The organism is Nocardia sp. NPDC050630, from assembly GCF_044457245.1.
Lineage (GTDB): Bacteria > Actinomycetota > Actinomycetes > Mycobacteriales > Mycobacteriaceae > Nocardia.
The window spans coordinates 1,589,958-1,609,473 of sequence record NZ_JBITGN010000001.1 but is presented as its reverse complement, the minus strand read 5'-3'; the positions used below and the strand labels follow the sequence as shown (position 1 = coordinate 1,609,473).

Genomic DNA, 19,516 nt, shown 5'->3' with positions numbered 1-19,516 from the left:
AATGCTCGAAGAGGCAACTTCAGGCTATTGCGGGGTGCGTCAACTTCACAGTGGCGCAGTGGGATACGGCCAACGTAGTTTTGCTTGTCACCTGCCGCGAGATGGCCAGAATCGAGCATAGGTATGGGCCGTCGAACTGCCCGCACGGCCGCCGAGCCATTCACCTCGTCGGTCGTCGCTCTTCGCACCTTGTCCTCGCCCGGACATAGAGTGCTGCCGTGGACGTGGTGGTCGTTGTGGGAGTCGTCGTCGGTGCGGTAATCGTCGTTTTGGGAGTGGTCGGCGTGCACTGGTATCTGTGGCGACGGCTGGTATGGGATACGACGGAGCGCGGGTCGACCGCTCGCCGGGTGGGTACCGGCGTGATCGTCGCGGGGACAGCACTTTTGATCGGTGCGTTCGCGTCCGAATCGGTCGGTGTTCCGTTTCGTATCACCCAGATCATCGCCTGGCCAGGCTATATGTGGGGCGCGCTTTTCGTCTATCTCGTGCTGTGGCTGTTGGTGGGTGAGCTGGTGCGGCCGCTTTTGCGGCGTTGGATGACGCATTCGAGGACGGCCGATGACATTGCGGCAACCGTGGCCGCGGATCATCCCGCGCCGGTTTCGCGGCGACTCTTCGTCTCTCGGGCGGTAGGCGCGGCGGCGAGCCTGGCGGCGGTGAGCACGGTCGGCTACGGCACCCATAGCGTGCTGACCGGCCCGCGAGTAAAGCAGTTGACGGTGCCGCTGGCCAATCTGCCACGCGCCGCGCACGGCTACCGGATCGCCGTGGTCAGCGATATCCATCTCGGTCCGATTCTGGGCCGAGGATTCGCCGAGCGGGTGGTGGAGACGATCAACGACACCCAACCGGATCTCATTGCCGTAGTGGGTGATCTGGTCGACGGTAGCGTTGAACATCTGCGCTCGGCGGTCGAACCGCTTGCGCGGTTGCAGGCACGACACGGCGCCTATTTCGTCACCGGCAACCACGAATACTTCTCCGGTGCCGAGCAGTGGATCGAGCATGTGCAGGAGCTCGGACTGCGGCTGCTGGCGAACAGCCGCACCGAGCTGCCGTATTTCGACCTAGCCGGGGTCAACGATATTCAGGGCGAAAGCATCGGACAGGGACCGGATTTCACCGCCGCGCTCGGCGACCGTGATCTCGCGCGTACCGCGGTGCTGTTGGCGCATCAGCCAGTGCAGATCCACGATGCGGTCGAATTCGGCGTCGACCTGCAACTATCCGGCCACACCCACGGCGGCCAGTTATGGCCAGGCAATTACCTTGCTGGCCTTGCCAATCCGACCGTCGCGGGCCTGGACCGCTACGGCGACACCCAGCTCTACGTCAGCCGCGGCGCGGGCGCGTGGGGACCCCCGGTCCGCGTCGGCGCACCCTCCGATATCACCGTGATCGAGCTCGCGTCGAAACAGGCGTGACACCCAACGTGCTGCCACGCCACCGTCGACCGAGCCGAGATCAGGCGAGATCGAACCGGTCGTTGTCGACCACCTTGACCCACGCGGCGACGAAGTCGTTCACGAACCTCTCTGCGGCGTCGCGCTGCGCATAAACCTCGGAGATCGCGCGCAGCACCGAATGCGAACCGAAAATGAGGTCGTTTGCGGTGGCCGTCCACTTGGGCTGGCCGGAGGACCGGTCGAAACCGTCGTAGACGTTCTCCGCGGACTCGGACGGCTTCCATTCCGTGCGCATGTCGAGCAGGTTGACGAAGAAGTCATTCGTCAGCAGGCCCGGACGCTCGGTGAGCACACCGTGCTTGCTGCCGTTGTAATTGGCGCCGAGGGCGCGCAGGCCGCCGACCAGGACTGTCATCTCCGGAGCCGTCACGTCGAGCATGTAGGCGCGATCGAGCAGCAGACGCTCCAGCGGAGCCTTCTCGCCGGAGCGCACATAGTTGCGGAATCCGTCCGCCCGCGGTTCGAGCACCGCGAACGATTCCACATCGGTGTTGTCCTGCGTGGCGTCGGTCCGCCCAGGTGTGAACGGCACCGTGATGTCGTGGCCGGCGTCCTTGGCCGCCTTCTGCACTGCCGCTGACCCGGCGAGGATGATCAGGTCGGCCAGCGACACCTTCTTGCCGCCGGCGGCCGAATCGTTGAACTCCTGCTGGATCTGCTCGAGCACGGGAAGTACCTTCGCCAACTCAGCGGGTTCGTTGACCTCCCAATCCTTTTGGGGCGCGAGCCGAATCCGGGCGCCGTTGGCACCGCCGCGCTTATCGGTGCTGCGGTAGCTCGCCGCCGCCGCCCACGCGGTTTTGACCAGCTGCGTGACCGAAAGGCCGGAGTCGAGGACCTTGCGCTCGAGCGCCGCGATGTCCTGTTCATCGATCAGTTCGTGATCGACGGCCGGAACCGGATCCTGCCACAGCTGCGGCTCGGGAACCCATGGCCCGAGGTAGCGGCTGAGCGGTCCCATATCACGGTGCAGCAGCTTGTACCACGCCTTGGCGAACGCCTCGGACAGTTCCTCGGGATGATCCAGCCAGCGGCGGGTGATCTCCCGATAGATCGGATCTTCCCGCAGAGACAGGTCCGTGGTCAGCATGGTCGGGGTTCGGGCTGGGCCGCCGAACGGATCCGGAATGGCGCCCTCCCCCGCACCGTCCTTCGGCTTCCACTGCCACGCCCCGGCCGGGCTCTTGGTCAGCTCCCACTCGTAGCCGTACAGGTTCTGCAGGAAGCCGTTGTCCCACTTGGTCGGAGTGGCGGTCCAGACGACCTCGAGACCGCTGGTGATGGCGTCCCTACCCTTGCCGGTGCCGTAGGAACTCTTCCAGCCCAGGCCCTGCTGCTCGAGTGGGGCCGCTTCGGGTTCGGGACCGACCAGGTCGGCATCGCCGGCCCCGTGGGTCTTGCCGAAACTGTGGCCGCCGACGATCAGTGCGGCGGTCTCCTCGTCGTTCATCGCCATCCGCCCGAATGTCTCTCGGATGTCCCGCGCGGCGGCCACTGGATCCGGGCGGCCGTTGGGCCCTTCCGGATTCACATAGATCAGGCCCATCTGGACAGCGCCGAAAGGCTTCGCCAGCTCCCGGTCACCGTTGTAGCGCTCATCGCCGAGCCAAGTGTCCTCCGGGCCCCAGTACACCTCTTCCGGCTCCCAGATATCGGGGCGGCCGAAACCGAAGCCGAAGGTCTGGAAACCCATCGATTCGAGAGCGACATTGCCGGCGAACACCAACAGGTCGGCCCAGGAGATCTTATTTCCGTACTTCTGCTTGACCGGCCACAGCAGCCGACGAGCCTTGTCCAGGCTGGCGTTGTCCGGCCAGCTGTTGAGCGGTGCGAAGCGCTGTGCGCCCTGACCGCCGCCGCCGCGCCCGTCGGCGATTCGGTACGTGCCCGCCGCATGCCAGCTCATCCGGATGAACAGACCACCGTAGTTGCCGTAGTCCGCGGGCCACCAGTCCTGCGAGTCGGTCAGGACCGCGGCGACATCGGCCTTCAGAGCGTCGACATCGAGTTTTTTGAACTCTTCGGCATAGTTGAAGTCCTCGCCGAGCGGGTTGGACTTGGACGAATGTGCGTGCAGCATCGAGACATCGATCTGCTCGGGCCACCAGTCCTTGTTGGTGCGGGGGCGATGGTCGGTCTTCGGCGTCGGGGACGGGATGGCCGGGTTCTCGCTCTCGCTTGCGCTTCGAGTTCCGGTCTCAGGAGCGGGCGGGCGGCTGTCGGATGTCATGACATTCCTTCCTGATCAGGTAAGCGGGCTGCGGTCGGGACATATCAATCGGCGTGGGATGCGGCGCAATCAGGACACATGCCCCAGTAGATGACCTCGGCCTCGTCGATGGCGAAGCCGCGGTCGTCGGACGCGGTCAAGCACGGGGCCTCGCCGACCGCGCAGTCGACATCGGCGATCGATCCGCAGCCCCGGCATACGAGGTGATGGTGATTGTCACCGACCCGTGTTTCGTACCGTGCGACCGAGCCGGACGGTTGGATGCATCGAAGCAGGCCCGCGGCGGTGAGCACGCGCAACGAGTCGTACACCGCCTGGTGCGACACCGCTGACAGGCGAGATCGCACGGCGCGGATGATCGAATCCGTGTCGGCATGTGGATGGTCGTGCACCGCACTCAACACCGCGATACGCGGAGCGGTCACGCGAAGCGAAACTCCCCGCAGCAGCTGCTGGAATTCCGTGGCCGTGGACACGCCCAGAGTCTCGTCCGCTTTCTGGAACGAGTCAAGCATCGCCGCGTCGTCGGGAGTGCCAGCAACCTTGTCGCGCCGCAGAGCTGTCCTGCGTCAAGAAGTTGGCAGGGTCTCGATGCTCATGAGGTTACGCCAGAACGCGACATGCTCGAGCGCGCAATCGACGCCGCCGAGGTCTCGCCCGAACTCGGGGTCGACGCCACGCTCGATGCCCTACTCGGCCCGCTCGTCTATTGTGCTCTGACCAGGGCATCCCTCGCGCTCTCGCCAGCAGCCTGGTCGAGGACCTGCTGAAACCTCGCTCGAGATAACTCTCCGATATTGCGGTGAAATAGCTATCGAGCGGTGTATGAGCCAAGTATTTGCCCTGAAATGCGATATTGTCCGAAAGCAAGAAGGTAGCCGGGATCGATCCTGGTCAGTGTCGTTCGCCTGGGAGCATCCGAAAATGGAACGAATGGAAGTGTGGTGAAGACCAAGAAGCTCCTGGCGTCTGCGATCTTGGCCATTGCGGCCACCGGAACAACCACCGTTATGGCCAACGGCCAGGCCGAGGTGGTCTCGGACGTCACCGTCGGCGTGAATGTGCCCGTCGCCTACACCACCACCCTCGCCGCCGATCACACCAGCGCGCTGGTCCGGGTGGCCTCCGGCAGATTCGAGCTCGGCCCCGACGCGGTCACCGTGACTGCGGATGACGGCACCGTCCTCGGCACCATTCCGACGACGTTGCAGGCCCAGACCGGGCAGACGTTCAACCTCACGCCGGCGCTGGACAACACCGGCACGGAATTGACGCTGACCCCGGCGTCGGCCCCCGTGCCCGGGCTGCACCAGGCGCAGGGATCCTTCGCCGTCGTCGAGGTCGGCGAGATGATCGGTTGTGTCATCGGCATTCTCATCGGGATCTGGTTCTTCCTGGTGGGTGCCATCATCGGCTGTGCGGTCGGTGCGATCATCGGCCAGTTCATCGGCTAGGGCTGCCCCTCCGTCGGCTGGGGCCTCGCCGCCGCCAACTGAGCTGCCCGGCAGCCGGCGTCTCCTGTAGGGAACTTCCTCCCGTAGACAGACGTCAGCTGACGTCCCCACAACGCATTCCTTCGCATCGCCACGAAGCGACTCGGCGGTTCACTGTTCCGGGACGAACTCAGTGCGCAAAGGACAGTTCGGGGGTTCGAGCGATGAGAAGGCGCCGCACCTTGCCGTCGGCATCGAGCTGTGCGGTGGCGTTGAAGGAAGCTTCGAACGCCCCGTCGCGGGTTGTCCGGCCGAGTACCAACTCGTAATCACCCACGACCGCACCGGTGTCGATGTGATGGACCAGCGTGCTCTTCTCGCGCTGCGCCAAGTAGCCGATCAACCCCTCGCGGTCTCCCACGAATTCGGCGGACTGCCCGGCACCTTTGGAGAATTGCACCGACATCGCGAAGTCGCCCGAGATCATGCCGAGCACGCGATCGGGATCGTCCGAATCCATGTATTCGAACCACCTGGCCAGCACCGGTGGCGCCGCAATCATCGTCAGAGCCCTTTCTCGACGGCGAAATCTGTTGGTATCAGCGCGAATTCGGTGCTGAACGCTACCTGGTAGCGATCGATCAGCCCGTCGGCATCGATATGCATCGCGCCGACGAAGTAACCGGTCGTCGTCACGCCGTTCTCGGTGACGGCGCCGTGCGCGAACTCCACACCGTTGTCCGCGGCCACCCGCAACAGCCGGTGCTTGCGGTTCACCTTCGGCCGGCCCTCCAGGTACTCGAGCATGGCCGCGCGACCGTGTCCGAGGTTCACTCCAGTGGGCAGCAGCATCGCGAACTGGACGTCTTCGGCGAGTAGCGCCACCGCGTCGGCCAGTCGCCCGGTGTCCAAGGTTGCGTAGTAGCCCTCGATGGCCAAATTCATGAAATGAACTTAGTTCAGTATCTCCCTTCTTGTCCAGGCTTCGGCACGATACGCTCGACCTATCAAACTGAACTCAATTTAGGTAGGTGAGATGTTCGCATCCGCGATAGAACTGCCATGGCCCCGCACGGATCCACCTGCGCTGACACCCGGACCGGAGCAGTCGGAGCTGCGCGCGGCCATCCGCGGCCTACTCGCCAAACACAGCGGACTCGAGCAGGTGCGAACAGTCGCTTCCACCGAACTCGGCTATTCACCGCAGCTGTGGAAAACACTGGTCGACGAAATGTCGGTGACCACGCTGACAGTCCCCGAAGGCCGCGGCGGCCTCGGCTACGGGATGGTCGAGATGGGGATCGTGCTCGAGGAATGCGGGCGCGCGCTCGCATGCGAGCCGGTGTACACCTCGGCAGTGCTCGGCGTCCACGCATTGCTCTCGGCGGATCCCATCCAGGACGCGGACCTGCTCGCCGGAGTTCTCGACGGAAGCCTGCTGGCGACGGTCAGCGCCTTGTCCGCCGCCACTGATCACGTACATGCGGAGTCGACGCCGACCGGATGGCTATTACACGGCACTGCTACCCACCTGATGAGCGGCGGAAATACCGATGTGGCCGTTGTTTCGGCGCAATGCCCGGACGGACGCCGGCTGTTCGCTACCCAACCGGGCGCATCGCTCGTCCGAACCGAGCGTCGCGTACTCGACCCCACGCGCCGTCGAGCCGATCTCACCTTCGATCGATGTCCAGCGATCGCGCTCACCGACGTCGATGCCGCCGAGGCGACCGCCGCACAGCTGGGCGAACTGGCAACGCTGGCGCTGGCATGTGAGAACACCGGCATTGTCGACCGCCTGCTCGAAATGACCGTGGAGTACGTGCGGACCCGGCACCAGTTCGGTCGTCCCATCGGCTCGTTCCAGGCCGTCAAACATCGGCTCGCCGATCTGCTGGTCAATCTCGAACGCGCTCGATCGGCCTCCCGGTATGCGGCGGCTATTTATGCGCAGGACCCGCGATCGGCCTCCTTGGCCGTGGCGGTCGCCGGCGCCGTGTGCACCGATGCGGCGGTGCACACGGCGGCAGAAGCGATCCAGTTGCACGGTGGTGTCGGTTTCACCTGGGAACACCCCGCCCACTCCTACTTCCGCAGGGCAATGGGAAACGAAGCGCTACAGGGCGATTCACGTGCGCACAGAGCGCGAATCGCCACCCTGATCGGTATCTGAACCAACCGACGACGCCAGCGCTGCTGTTGACGTGGAGCGGTCGACTGAGTAAAACTGAATTGAATCCAGTTCAAGTTCAAGAAAGAGGTTCGAGATGGTGGACACCGACCACATCGTGTTGGAAAAGGACGGTGACGTCGCACGCGTGTGGCTCAACCGCCCGCACAAGAAGAACGCCGTCACAGTCGAACTTCTGCACCGACTCGACGAAATCATCGTCGAGGTCGATAAAGACCCGGAGCTCAAGATCCTCGTGCTACGCGGCCGCGGCAATACGTTCTGCTCGGGCTTCGACCTGGATGAACTGCTCGCCAACTACGTCGGCAGTACCAACGCGATGGATGTCGCGGTGCTCTCGGCCAAGGTGTGCGACCGCCTGTACTCGATGAACACGCCGTCCCTGGCGGTCCTCGAGGGTCATGTGACGGCCGGTGGATTCGAGCTGATGATCTCCTGCGACTTCGCTGTGGCATCCGAGGACGCGCTGATCGGCGACTTCCACATTCGCCGTGCGCTTTTCGGTGGCGCGGGTCCGATCTACCGGTTGCCCCGCATGATCGGTATCCGCAAGACCAAGGAACTGATGCTGACCGGAAAGCTGCTGTCCGGCAAGCAAGCCGTGGACTTCGATCTGATCAACGCTTCGGCGCCAGCGGCCGAACTCGACGAACTGGTCGCCGAGTTCATCGCACCGATCGTCGACAAGAGCCCGTTCACCATGAAGCTCACGAAGATGACCATCGACCGCGGTCTGGATGCGGACATCCAATCGCTCATGGTGATGGAGCATCTCGCGGTGGGCAATGCCCTGCAGTCCGAGGACGCACGCGAGGGCGTGAACGCATTCCTCGAGAAGCGCGAACCGAAATGGGTCGGTCGCTGAACGACGCCGCCGGCGTACGACTCGAAGAGGAGATCGACATGGGCGAGCACGCAACGTCGGTGCTAGAAGGTAGCCGGTGCACGGTCTGTGACACGGTCGCATATCCGGCAACCACCATGTGCGCACGATGCGTCCAGCCGACGGCCATCGCAACGGAGTTGAGCACGCGGGGCGTGGTGTGGGCCTACACCGTGCAACGGTTCCCGCCGAAGTCACCACCGTATATCCCTCCTGCCGACGGCTTTTCCCCATTCGCGGTGGGCTATGTCGAACTTCCGGAAGGTATTCGCATTCAAGCAATCCTGGAATGCGAGGACTTCACCGAGTTGGACCGGGCACCGGTGCACCTCGTCGGTACCGAACCGGTGCCCCGGTTCGCGGTCGTTCCACAGCAAAGAGAAGCGCAGTGACACAAACAGTTTCGATCATCGGAGCCGGGCTGTCGAAGTTCGGCAGGCAGCCCGGCATCACCGGACGTCAGATGGCGGTCAGCGCGATCGCCGCCGCGCTCGACGATGCCGGGGTGACCTGGCCCGATATCGAAGTGGCCTTCGGCGGCAGCGACGGTTCGGGACTCGCCGACACCCTCGTCGCCGAACTCGGTTTCACCGGAATACCTTTCAGCAATGTGAAGAATGGCTGCGCCACCGGTGGCAGCGCACTGTTCTCGGCGGTCAATGCGGTCCGTTCCGGAACCGCCGAAATCGCGCTGGCGGTCGGATTCGATAAACACCCGCGCGGAGCCTTCGATCCGACACCCGCCGAATGGGGACTGTCCGAGGGATACGGTTCGGCCGGGCTCATGGTCACCACGCAGTTCTTCGGCGCCAAGATCGGCCGATATATGCGCCAATACGGGATTTCCGGCACGACCTTGGCGAAGGTTGCCGAAAAGGCGTATCGAAACGGCGGCCTGAACCCGAATGCCTGGCGACGTGAAGCGATCTCGGCCGACGAGATCGCCGCCGCCGATATGGTGAACGACCCGTTGACGCGATATATGTTCTGCTCTCCGGGCGAGGGCGGGGCCGCCGTCATCGTCGCCACCGAGGCCGCCGTGCGGCGACTCGGCGGACGCCCGGTTCGGTTGCGCGCGATCAGCCACCGCACCCGCCGATTCGGCTCTTTCGAAGTATTCAGCCCGGCCGTCCAAGGCGGGGGTGAACCGACCAGTGTGAGCGCCGACGCGGCCGCGGCCGCCTTCGAACAGGCCGGCATCTCCCCCGCCGATGTCGACGTCGCGCAATTACAGGACACCGAGAGCGGTGCCGAGATCATGCATATGGCCGAATGCGGCTTCTGCGAGCACGGCGAACAGGAGTCGATGATCGCGGCAGGCGACACCGAGATCGGCGGACGGCTGCCGGTCAATACCGATGGTGGCTGCATCGCCAACGGTGAACCCATCGGCGCATCCGGTCTGCGCCAGGTGCACGAGATAGTCACCCAGTTGCGTGGCGAAGCCGGGGATCGGCAGGTACCCGGAGCACCGCGGGTCGGCTTCACGCACGTGTACGGGGCGCCCGGAATCAGCGCCTGCACCGTGCTTTCGGTGTGAGATAACAACACGTTTCGAGGTAAATCAGTGACCACACAGACACTTCCCGACCTCGTCCACTTCACCGATGAGGCCCTCGCCTGGTTGAGCAGTGTGGCAGTTCCCCGAGCGGAATCGGTCTGGGGTTCGGGTTCGGATTCGGTAGCCGTTTTCGAGAGTTGGAACGCCGAGGAGGAACGCGCGCATACCGACCGGATCCGCGAGTACGAGCGCGCCAAATTCGACGCGGGCTGGGGCGCACTGAACTGGCCCGAGACCTACGGCGGCCGCGGTCTGCCGCTGTCGTACGTCCTCGCCTTCCGGCGCGCCGAAGCGGCTTTCGATGTGCCGCGGCGCACCGAAATGTTCTCGGTGACACAGCAACTCGTCGCTCCCACTATCGAGCAGTGGGGCACCGACGAGCAGCGGTCACGCTATGTCCGGGCCATGCTGCGCACGGATATCATTGCCTGCCAGTTGTTCTCGGAGACCGAGGCCGGTTCCGATCTGGCCGCGGTACGGACGCGCGCCGTCCGATCCACCGATGGCACATGGACGCTCGACGGCCACAAGGTGTGGACCTCGGGCGCGCGGGTGTCCGATATCGGTGTCGCCGTGTGCCGAACCGATACCGCGGCAGCGAAACACGCCGGGCTCACCGTCTTCCTGGTGCCGATGACCACACCCGGGGTGACCGTTCGCCCGATCCGGCAGATGACCGGTGGCAGCTCGTTCAACGAGGTCTTCCTCGATGGCGTCCGACTCGACGACAGCTACCGGCTCGGACCGGTGGGCCAGGGCTGGCCGGTAGCGCTCACCGTACTGGCCGCCGAACGCCTCGACGGCGGCAACCTCGGTCTGGCGAACGCGGATCAGGCGGTGGCGCTGGCCCAGCATCTCGGACGGGAGTTGACCGAGATCGAACGCGATAAGGTCGCCGACCTCGTAATACGCAGCTATCTACAGCGAATCGGCAATATGCGGGTGGCGGGCGCGGTCGTCGCGGGCAGGGACCCGGGACCTGAGGCCTCGATCGGGAAACTACTGGCCACCGACACGATGGCTCGCACGTCCGAGGTGGTGCGCCTGCTACTCGGGCAAGACCTCACGGTGGACTCCGGTCGCTGGGGAACCTTCGCGTGGGCCGAGCACATTCTCGGCGCGCCCGGCTATCGGATCGCCGGGGGAACCGACGAGATTCAGCACAACATCATCGCCGAGCGAGTTCTCGGACTACCGAGGGAGCCACGCCCATGAATTCAGGTAGCGATTCGGCCGGGGGGCGGGCGACGGGTGGGCACGGCAACATCGAACAACGCGTCCATACCCGGTTGCAGGCGGACCTCGACGTCCTGGTCACCGCGTTCGAGCCGCTGCTCGGTGGACATTCCGGCTTGACGTACCGGGTGCGAACGACCGGCGGCGACTTTGTGATCAAGGCAGTTCCCGAAGGACAGCAGGCCATCGGCCGACACGACATGCTGCGGCAGGCCCGGATCATGCAGGCCTTGGCGCACACGCCTGTTCCCGTACCAGTAATCGTTGCGATCGACGACGTCGAACCCGCCTGGTTCGCCATGGAATTCGTAGCCGGGCAAGCATTGGAACCGGTACTGGACGATCCGGCCGTCGAACCCGGCTTGGCCGCTGCCCGGATGCGGCGTGCCGCGGAAATTCTGCCGCGCCTGCACGCGATAGATCCGAACACCGTGCCCGGTGTACAAGCACCACTCACGCCGGGCGACGAGCTCGCCCGCTGGGCACGCACCCTTGGCGCGGTCCCGCCCGACCTCGTCGCCGGTGGCGACCGGCTGGTCGAACTGCTCGGCCGGACCACCCCCGAACCGACCACACCGACACTGGTACATGGTGATTACCGCCTCGGAAACATCATCTCCGACGGCGTCGAACCGGTCGCGTTGATCGATTGGGAGATCTGGAGCGCCGGTGACCCCCGGGTCGAATTGGGCTGGTTCCTAGTCTTCGCCGACGGCAGCAACTTTCCCGGCGTCGGCCGGGACGTGCCCGGGCTGCCTTCGGCGCAAGAGTTGATCGACCTGTACGTCGGCGAGGGGCCCGCGCTCACCGATATGGCGTGGTTCGACGCGCTGGGGCGCCTGAAGATGGCGGCGATCATGGGCCACAACCTGCGCCGCCATCGCGAAGGTCGGCACTACGACCCCGATCAGGAAAAGCTGCCGGCCACCATCAACCGCCTGATCGAGACCGGAACCGCGCTACTCGCCGGTTGATATCGACCGCACCAGTTCAGGAGCCGCATCGTGGATTTCTCCTACTCCCCCCGCACGCAGGATCTGCTCGGCAAACTCGAAGCCTTCATGGACGAGTACGTCTATCCCGCGGAGCAGGTGTTCGACGCCCAGATCGCGGCGAACGACAACCCGCATGAGCAGCCGCAGGTCATGCGCGATATGCAGGTCAAGGCCCGCGAATCAGGTCTGTGGAATCTATTCATGACCCACGGCGGGCTCGGCGCCGGACTCACCAATCTGGAGTACGCGCCATTGGCCGAGGTAGTCGGTCGATCCATCATCGGCAACGAAGCCATCAACTGCTCGGCTCCCGACACCGGCAATATGGAAATTCTGGCCATGTACGGGACCGAGAAACAGCGCCAGCTTTGGCTGAAACCTTTGTTGGACTGCACTATTCGCTCCGCATTCGCGATGACCGAACCCGCGGTGGCCAGCTCCGACGCCACCAACATCACCTCCACCATCGTCCGCGACGGCGACGAGTACGTCCTCAACGGCCGCAAGTGGTACACCTCCGGCATTCTCGACCCGGACTGCAAACTCATCATCTTCATGGGCAAATCGGATCCGCAGGCACCCACATATCGCCAGCAGAGCATGATTCTGGTCCCCCGTGACACCCCCGGAATCGAAGTGCTGCGCGATCTTCCGATGTTCGGCTTCCATGACCGGCTCGGCCACGGCGAAGTCCAGTTCACCGATGTCCGGGTCCCCGCCGAGAATATGCTCGGCGCCGAAGGTGACGGATTCGCCATCGCCCAGGGCCGGTTGGGACCGGGCCGAATGCACTACGCGATGCGCGCCATCGGCATGGCCGAGCGGGCGCTCGACATGATGTGCCAACGCTCCCTGGAACGCATCGCATTCGGCGGTCCACTGGCCGATCGCGGGGTCATACGCGAGTGGATTGCCCGCAGCCGCATCGAGATCGACCAGATCCGCCTGCTCGTCCTGAAGTCGGCCTGGCTCATCGACAACTACGGCAACGCCGCCGCTCGATCGGAAGTCGCCGCCATCAAGGTTTCGGCGATGGAGGTGGCGCACACCGTCGTCGACCGCGCGGTGCAGACCTACGGTGCGGCCGGCGTCAGTGACGACACCGTCCTGGCCCGCCTGTACGCCATCACCCGGGCGCTGCAGATCGCCGACGGTCCCAACGAAGTACACCTGCGTACCATCGCCCGCCTCGAATTGAAGAAGCACAAATGAGCACAACGGAATTGACCGGAAAGGTTGCCCTGGTCACCGGCGCCAGCCGCGGCCTCGGACTGGCGATCGCGCGCGGACTGCGGGACGCGGGCTGCACGGTTATCGTGTCCAGCCGCAAACGCGACGCCTGCGAGCAGGCCGTTGCCGCGCTCGGCGACGGCGAAGGGCCGGGCAGCGCGCACCCATTCGAATTACATGTGGGCAAATGGGATTCGATCGAGCCGGCCGTGGATCGAATCATCGCCGATTTCGGCGGTCTGGATATCGTCGTGAACAATGCGGGTATCGCACCGCTGGCCGACAATCTGGTGTCGGTCTCGGAAGGATTGTGGGACAAGACCATCGAGGTCAACCTGAAGGGCCCGTTTCGCCTGATGGCGGTTGCCGGTGCCCGGATGGCCGCCGCCGGTGGCGGGTCGATCATCAATATCTCGAGTATCGGGGCCGTCCGGCCGAGTCCGCCGGAGGCGATGTACGCGGCGGCCAAGAACGGGCTCAACGCATTGACCATGGCGTTCGCACAGGAATACGCGCCCACTGTGCGCGTCAATTGCGTGATGCCGGGCGGATTCGCGACAGATATGGCCGAGAACTGGGATGAGGAGTTCGTCGGGAAGATCATCGATCGCCTGCCCGCGGGCCGGCTGGGGCGGCCGGAGGAAATCGCCGGTCTGGTCACCCATTTGGCGAGTGCCGCCGCCGGTTACACCACCGGTGCGATCATCCCGGTCGATGGTGGCCGGACCGCGGTGTACTGACATGAGAAACGATATGAGTGCCACCGGAACGACACTGGACGATCTGTTCGGGTTGTCCGGCCGAGTCGCCATCGTCACCGGCGCTTCCTCCGGCCTCGGAATGGGCTTCGCGAACGCTCTCGCCGGTGCCGGGGCCACCGTGTACGCGGCGGCCCGCAGGCTCGACCGGTTGGCCGCGCTGGCCGCGGATAACCCCCGGCTCATTCCGGTTCGTTGTGATGTGACATCCGATGAGGACCGCCGGATGTTGGTCGACCGCTGCTATGAGCAGTCCGGACGGCTCGATGTGCTGGTCAACAACGCGGGCAAGCCCGGCCCCCCGCATGCCGAAGACGAAACGGCAGCCGGGTTCGCATCGATTCTCGAGGTCAACCTCGTCGCGGGATTTCACCTCGCCACCTACGCCGCGACGCGACTGCCCGAGGGCGCACGCGCGTCGTATATCAATATTTCTTCGGTGATCGGGCTGGTTTCGACCGCACCGATCGGCGGCGCGAGCTACGCCGCATCCAAGGCCGGGATACTCGGACTCACCAGGGAACTCGCCGGGCAGTGGGGGCGCAAAGGGATCCGGGTGAACGCGGTAGTGCCGGGCTGGTTCGACACCGAGATGACCGATGGCCTGTTCGACAACGAGAAGTCGGCCGGGTGGGTGCGCCGCAACACCATGCTCGGCCGTGGTGGCAATGCCGGTGAAGTCGACGGCGCGGTCCTGTTTCTCGCCTCCGACGCGTCGTCCTATATGACTGGGCAGACGCTCATTGTCGATGGCGGCTGGACGGCTCGCTGATGCTGGCCGTCCAACTGACCGAGTGGGGTAGCGAACCACAGTTGCGTGAAGTCGCGGTTCCGGAGCCGCGTGGAGAAGAACTCCTGTTACAGGTCACCGCGGCGGGGCTGTGTCGCTCCGATCTGCACGTCATGGATGCCGCCGAATCGAGCTTCGACTATCCGCTGCCGCTCACCCTCGGCCATGAAGTCGCGGGCACGGTGATCGATGCCGGTCCCGGTGCGGACCAGTCCTGGCTCGGTGAAGCCGTTGTGGTCCATGGCATCTGGGGCTGTGGCCGCTGCCGCAATTGTGCGCATGGACGCGAGAACTACTGTCTGACGCTGCGGCCTCGTCCGGACGGCAGACTGGCTGCGATCGGCAATGGCCTCGGCTATCACGGCGGTCTGGCACAGGCCATGGTTGTGCCCTCGGCCCGATTCCTTGTTCGCACAGGTGATCTCGAACCCGCCATCGCCGCTCCACTCGCGGATGCTGGGACAACCGCTTACCACGCCGTGCGCCAGCACGCCGATGTCATCGACGAATCCGCGATCTGTGTCGTGATCGGTGTCGGCGGGCTCGGTCACCTGGCGATTCAGATCCTTCGCCACTTCGGTGCCGGACGTGTCCTCGCCATCGACAACCGGCCGGAAACACTCCATACCGCATTGCGGCTGGGCAGCGATGCGGCGTTTGCCGATCTCGCCGCGGCGCTTCCGGCACTCGACGGCGGCGCCGACCTGATCCTGGATTTCGTCGGCGCCTCCGACACGATGGAGTCGGCCGCGCGAGCACTCGCGCCAGGGGGGCGACTCGCGGTCGTTGGCAGTGCGGGCGGTCGCCTGGCCGTGGGCAAACGCATCGGCCTCGCCGCCGGGTGGCAGGTGGACGCACCATTTTGGGGTGCCCGATCGGATCTGCAGGCGGTGGTCGATATGGCTATCGGCGCGACACTCCACGTCGAGTCCACGACGTATCCCCTCACCGATGCGGTCGACATCTACCGGCGCCTTCGGGCCGGAACCGTCGCCGGACGCGCGGTACTCGTGCCGCCTCTATTGAGGAGCCGAGCACCGAAGCGAGTCGAAGCGAGTAGACAGATATCGAGCGTCGCGAGAGAAGTAGGGCGATGAAGACACTTGCACACGAATTGATCGAGCGGGCACAGCGCACGCCAGAACAGACGGCAGTTGTGGACGAATTCGGTCGCCACACCCTCGGAAAGATCGTGGCAGCGGCCCGAGCGCTGGCCGAGCGGATCGAGTCCATCGATCCGGCCCCGCCCACCGTCCTCATCCAGGCCGATAACACCTGGCACACTGTGGCGGCGGCCGTGGCGGTCGGTCTGCGTGGTGGTGTCGTCGCGGTATTCGGCGCGCATGCCACCGAATCCGAGTTCGCACTGGCTGTCGAGGATATCGCCCCGGATCTAGTGGTCGCGGCACCCGACTCGCTGCTGCGCTGGGGTGTGCGGGACAATCGCTTCCCGATTCGGGATACCGCCTTCGATGCGCGCGTGTTGCGCTCGCGAACGGGCCCGTTCGACTCGGTGGACAGATGGCACGGGGGTACAGCCATTGCGATGACTTCCGGCTCGACCGGGCGTCCCAAATGTGTTGTGCAATCCGAAGAAGCCATCCGCTATGCCTGCCAGTGCACCATCGACACCGTTGGACTGGAGCCGGATGCGGCTGTGGGAGCCTTCGTGCCGCTGTCTTCGGTAGCCGCCTTCTGTTTCGGCATGTACCTGCCTGCCTATCTCGGCGGCACAATGGTGTCGATCGGCAAATGGGAACCCGCCGCCGCGCTGGCGGCCATGGCGGAAGACCGCGTCGCATGGACGATGCTGGTTCCGACCATGGCCCTGCAGTTGTCGGTGGCCGAGGGCTCCGAAGGCATGTTGTCCGCCCTGCGGGCGATGACCGTCGGCGGTGGTCCGATGAACGAACGCGCACTGCGTGCGGCCGAGGAAAAGCTCGGTACCACGTTCCTGCGGGTTTTCGGTATGTCCGAATGTCTCGGACACACCACGCCACAACTCGACGACCCGCCGGCCATCAGGCTCGGCCGGGACGGGCGACCGTTTCGCGGCACCGTCGTACGGGCGGTCGACACCACCGGGAACGTCGTGGCCGCCGGCGAGGTCGGCGATGCGCAGGTGCAGGGCCCGTCCCTGTTCGTCGGTTACGCCCGAGGCGGTGTCGCGATTCCCCCGACGCTCACCGCGGACGGTTTCCTCCCGACCGGCGATCTGGTCGAGGTCGCCATCGATGGCTCGATCCGGGTGACCGGGCGCCAAAAGCAGATCATTATCCGAGGCGGCCGCAATATCGATATCAACGAACTCGAATCCGCCATCGCGAACGTGCCGGGCATCGTGCAGGTGTGCGTGGTCCCGGTACCCGATGCCATGCTCGGCGAACGAGCGGCAGCACTGGTGGTCACCGACGGCGAATCGCTGACATTGGCCACTGTCACCGATCAGCTTGCGGCGGCGGACTTTCCCAAGTCGAAGTGGCCCGAGTACCTGTTCACGGTGCAAGACCTGCCGCAGAACACCGTCGGAAAATTGTCCCGGCCCGACGCGGTGCGGTTAGCGACACAGCTGGCCACCGCAGTTGACCCGAGTTCACCTCAGTTCCGGTAGAGTCATGTCGAATCCACACCATCGAATGCGGGGGTATGAGAGCTGATGACCGTCGACTCGGAGGTCCGCCGCGAAAGCGCGCGCTCGAAGCGAAGCGGAATTCTCACCGCCGCCATCAAGCAATTCGGGAAAGTCGGTTACGAGCACACCAAATGGGCGTCGATCGCCGACGAGGTGGGTATCGGTCAGACCGCGCTGTACCACTATTTCGAGTCGAAGGCCCACTGCCTGCTGACGATCATGCGACTGGAACTGGCCGACTCGGCCGAAAGATTCAACGCCGCGGTCGCTGATCAGGCCGACCCGGAGCAAGCGTTGCGCGCCGCCATCGCCGCGGCGCTGACCGCCTCGCCGACCGATGCCCTGCAGCGCCGGATCCTGCAGAACCATATGGATTTGCTCGCCGCCCCGCGTCAGTCGGCCAAGGAAGAGGCCGAACGCCTGCGGTCGCGTGAGCTCGTGCGACAGATCGAGCAGAATTGGACCGGGCTGATCTCGGACGGAATCGAGGCCGGCGTCTTCACTCCGGGCGATCCACGCATGCTCGGTCGAATGGTCCTCGGCCTGGTGATCAGCGTCTGGCGCTGGTACCGGCCGAAGGGCAACGTCACCCTCGCGCAGATCACCGAGTCGGTCACCGAAGCAGCAGTACGGATCGTGCGTAACTGAGATCCCACCTCCCGCAGGGGGATCTCTACGCCCGCCGAAACTGAACAGAATTCAGTTAGGAGTCGCATGTACAACCTGATCGTCCTCGCATCGCGTCCCAGCGATTGGACCCATGAGCAGTTCATCGAATGGTGGCGGGGTGAACACGCGGAGGTGACCTACCCGCTGCCAGGCCTGCTGCGCTGGCAGCACACCGATCTCCTCGAATCCTTCGACGAGAAGTCGTCCGGCTGGGACGGTCTGTCGATTCTGAGTTTCGAATCCCGCGGGGCGCTCGACGCCGCATTGGCGAGCCCGGAATGGAAGGCCGCCGTCGAGGACGTGGGCACCATGCGGGGACGTCGCATGATCTGGTACGGCGAGGAGAAGACAATGGTGCCGCTCGCCCCGGCGGTCGAATGAGCGCCGAATGGGCCGAACCCGGGTGTTATCCGATAACCGAAGGGATCCACCGCATCCCGCTGCAGATGCCGCAGGACGGCCTGCGCGCGGTCAACGTCTACGTACTGGAAACCGACGCCGGCCTCGTACTCATCGACGGCGGCTGGCACCGACCCGACACCTACCGGGAGCTCTCCGACGCATTGGCCCGAATCGGCCGGTCGGCAGCCGAAATTCACGATGTCTTCGTCACCCATATCCACCGCGATCACTACACTTTCGCCATTGAACTGCGCCGCCGGCACGGCTGTCGAGTTCATCTCGGCGCCGATGAAGCCGGCGGACTCAACGCCATCCACAAACTGAACAGCAACGTCCCTGACAGTTCGCTACGGGAACTGCGGCGGGCGGGCGCGGACGATATCGCGCGACGAGCTCATGCGGCAGGCATCGCCGAACCGTTCGAACGCGACGATTGGGAACAGCCCGATCACTGGCTGCGCCCCGGCGCACTGCCCATCCCCGGGCTCGATCTCCATGCGGTAGCGACCCCCGGACATACCAAGGGCCACATGATCTTTCAGGATCGCGAGAGAGGGCTGATCTTCACCGGAGACCACGTGCTGCCCACGATCACCCCATCGATCGGATTCGAATTGGGCCCGTGGGAACTGCCATTGGATAACTTCCTCCGGTCATTGGTGCTGCTACGCGACGATGACGGGCAGAAGATGCTGCCCGCACACGGGCCCACCGGAGGCAGCGTCGGGCAACGCGCTCGTGAACTTCTCGCCCACCACGACCACCGGTTCGAGCAAATCGTCACCGTCGTCGGCGATCTTGGCCCGTGCACCGGCGTGGCAGTGGCCCGAGCATTGACGTGGACGCGGCGCGACCGCGCGTTCAGCACCCTCGACGACTTCAATCAAATGGTCGCGACGTGCGAGACGATGGCGCATCTGGATGTCCTGGTCGCTCGAAATATGTTGTCCGCGAAGGATGTGGACGGCGTTATAGCCTTCCGGGTGGCCGCATGATGCGCCTGAGAGCCCGCTGGGCGGGAACGCAGCGAACGTGAC

The 19,516-nt window shown here is 64.7% G+C and carries 21 protein-coding genes; 17 read left to right on the top strand and 4 right to left on the bottom strand.

Annotated features, from left to right (window positions below; all coding sequences use genetic code 11):
* The first annotated feature begins 218 nt into the window (after window positions 1-218).
* Window positions 219-1,427 (top strand): metallophosphoesterase, encoded by a 1,209-nt coding sequence (locus ACIBG0_RS06740; RefSeq protein ID WP_397029896.1) that lies wholly within the window; start codon window positions 219-221, stop codon window positions 1,425-1,427.
* 40 nt (window positions 1,428-1,467) lie between these two features.
* Here the strand turns inward: ACIBG0_RS06740 and katG are convergent, their stop codons facing one another.
* Window positions 1,468-3,699: a catalase/peroxidase HPI gene (katG, locus tag ACIBG0_RS06735; protein WP_397029894.1), complete on the bottom strand. Its 2,232-nt coding sequence runs from the start codon at window positions 3,697-3,699 to the stop codon at window positions 1,468-1,470.
* A 44-nt stretch (window positions 3,700-3,743) separates the two neighbouring features.
* Window positions 3,744-4,175, bottom strand: coding sequence for a Fur family transcriptional regulator (locus ACIBG0_RS06730; RefSeq protein WP_397029892.1), 432 nt, complete (start codon window positions 4,173-4,175; stop codon window positions 3,744-3,746).
* A gap of 144 nt (window positions 4,176-4,319) precedes the next feature.
* Here ACIBG0_RS06730 and ACIBG0_RS06725 point away from each other — a divergent pair, with 144 nt between their 5' ends.
* Both ACIBG0_RS06725 and ACIBG0_RS06720 read left to right on the top strand, forming a co-directional pair.
* Window positions 4,320-4,469: a hypothetical protein gene (locus ACIBG0_RS06725; protein ID WP_397029890.1), complete on the top strand. Its 150-nt coding sequence runs from the start codon at window positions 4,320-4,322 to the stop codon at window positions 4,467-4,469.
* A gap of 174 nt (window positions 4,470-4,643) precedes the next feature.
* The gene (locus ACIBG0_RS06720) at window positions 4,644-5,153 is read left to right on the top strand and encodes a hypothetical protein (protein WP_397029889.1); all 510 of its coding nucleotides are present in this window, start codon (window positions 4,644-4,646) and stop codon (window positions 5,151-5,153) included.
* Window positions 5,154-5,322: 169 nt separating this feature from the next.
* Here the strand turns inward: ACIBG0_RS06720 and ACIBG0_RS06715 are convergent, their stop codons facing one another.
* Complete coding sequence (locus ACIBG0_RS06715) at window positions 5,323-5,694, bottom strand: hypothetical protein (RefSeq protein WP_397029887.1); 372 nt, start codon at window positions 5,692-5,694, stop codon at window positions 5,323-5,325.
* A gap of 2 nt (window positions 5,695-5,696) precedes the next feature.
* A complete protein-coding gene (locus tag ACIBG0_RS06710) occupies window positions 5,697-6,077 on the bottom strand; it encodes a nuclear transport factor 2 family protein (RefSeq protein ID WP_397029886.1) in 381 nt (126 codons plus the stop codon).
* 91 nt (window positions 6,078-6,168) lie between these two features.
* Here ACIBG0_RS06710 and ACIBG0_RS06705 point away from each other — a divergent pair, with 91 nt between their 5' ends.
* The 14 genes from ACIBG0_RS06705 to ACIBG0_RS06640 all read left to right on the top strand — a co-directional run bounded on the left by ACIBG0_RS06705 (window position 6,169) and on the right by ACIBG0_RS06640 (window position 19,474).
* Window positions 6,169-7,305 (top strand): acyl-CoA dehydrogenase family protein, encoded by a 1,137-nt coding sequence (locus ACIBG0_RS06705; protein ID WP_397029884.1) that lies wholly within the window; start codon window positions 6,169-6,171, stop codon window positions 7,303-7,305.
* Window positions 7,306-7,399: 94 nt separating this feature from the next.
* Window positions 7,400-8,188, top strand: coding sequence for an enoyl-CoA hydratase/isomerase family protein (locus ACIBG0_RS06700; protein WP_397029882.1), 789 nt, complete (start codon window positions 7,400-7,402; stop codon window positions 8,186-8,188).
* A 38-nt stretch (window positions 8,189-8,226) separates the two neighbouring features.
* Window positions 8,227-8,598 carry a Zn-ribbon domain-containing OB-fold protein gene (locus ACIBG0_RS06695; protein ID WP_397029881.1) on the top strand — a complete coding sequence of 124 codons (372 nt, stop codon included), beginning with the start codon at window positions 8,227-8,229 and terminating at the stop codon, window positions 8,596-8,598.
* A complete protein-coding gene (locus tag ACIBG0_RS06690) occupies window positions 8,595-9,746 on the top strand; it encodes a thiolase family protein (RefSeq protein WP_397029879.1) in 1,152 nt (383 codons plus the stop codon). Before ACIBG0_RS06695 ends, ACIBG0_RS06690 begins: the two co-directional genes overlap by 4 nt.
* 27 nt (window positions 9,747-9,773) lie before the next feature.
* A complete protein-coding gene (locus tag ACIBG0_RS06685) occupies window positions 9,774-10,982 on the top strand; it encodes an acyl-CoA dehydrogenase family protein (protein WP_397029878.1) in 1,209 nt (402 codons plus the stop codon).
* Window positions 10,979-11,977, top strand: coding sequence for a phosphotransferase family protein (locus ACIBG0_RS06680; RefSeq protein WP_397029877.1), 999 nt, complete (start codon window positions 10,979-10,981; stop codon window positions 11,975-11,977). The genes ACIBG0_RS06685 and ACIBG0_RS06680 overlap by 4 nt, the downstream gene beginning before the upstream one ends.
* A 30-nt stretch (window positions 11,978-12,007) precedes the next feature.
* Window positions 12,008-13,210 (top strand): acyl-CoA dehydrogenase family protein, encoded by a 1,203-nt coding sequence (locus ACIBG0_RS06675; protein ID WP_397029875.1) that lies wholly within the window; start codon window positions 12,008-12,010, stop codon window positions 13,208-13,210.
* The gene (locus ACIBG0_RS06670) at window positions 13,207-13,968 is read left to right on the top strand and encodes an SDR family NAD(P)-dependent oxidoreductase (protein ID WP_397029873.1); all 762 of its coding nucleotides are present in this window, start codon (window positions 13,207-13,209) and stop codon (window positions 13,966-13,968) included. The genes ACIBG0_RS06675 and ACIBG0_RS06670 overlap by 4 nt, the downstream gene beginning before the upstream one ends.
* A 13-nt stretch (window positions 13,969-13,981) precedes the next feature.
* Window positions 13,982-14,758, top strand: a complete 777-nt coding sequence (locus tag ACIBG0_RS06665) for an SDR family NAD(P)-dependent oxidoreductase (protein ID WP_397029872.1) — start codon at window positions 13,982-13,984, stop codon at window positions 14,756-14,758.
* Window positions 14,758-15,873 carry an NAD(P)-dependent alcohol dehydrogenase gene (locus tag ACIBG0_RS06660; protein ID WP_397029870.1) on the top strand — a complete coding sequence of 372 codons (1,116 nt, stop codon included), beginning with the start codon at window positions 14,758-14,760 and terminating at the stop codon, window positions 15,871-15,873. The genes ACIBG0_RS06665 and ACIBG0_RS06660 overlap by 1 nt, the downstream gene beginning before the upstream one ends.
* Window positions 15,870-17,387: a class I adenylate-forming enzyme family protein gene (locus tag ACIBG0_RS06655; RefSeq protein WP_397029869.1), complete on the top strand. Its 1,518-nt coding sequence runs from the start codon at window positions 15,870-15,872 to the stop codon at window positions 17,385-17,387. The genes ACIBG0_RS06660 and ACIBG0_RS06655 overlap by 4 nt, the downstream gene beginning before the upstream one ends.
* A 45-nt stretch (window positions 17,388-17,432) precedes the next feature.
* Window positions 17,433-18,056, top strand: a complete 624-nt coding sequence (locus tag ACIBG0_RS06650; RefSeq protein WP_397029867.1) for a TetR/AcrR family transcriptional regulator — start codon at window positions 17,433-17,435, stop codon at window positions 18,054-18,056.
* A 66-nt stretch (window positions 18,057-18,122) separates the two neighbouring features.
* The gene (locus ACIBG0_RS06645) at window positions 18,123-18,458 is read left to right on the top strand and encodes an EthD family reductase (protein WP_397029865.1); all 336 of its coding nucleotides are present in this window, start codon (window positions 18,123-18,125) and stop codon (window positions 18,456-18,458) included.
* The gene (locus ACIBG0_RS06640) at window positions 18,455-19,474 is read left to right on the top strand and encodes an MBL fold metallo-hydrolase (protein ID WP_397029863.1); all 1,020 of its coding nucleotides are present in this window, start codon (window positions 18,455-18,457) and stop codon (window positions 19,472-19,474) included. The genes ACIBG0_RS06645 and ACIBG0_RS06640 overlap by 4 nt, the downstream gene beginning before the upstream one ends.
* Window positions 19,475-19,516: the final 42 nt, after the last annotated feature.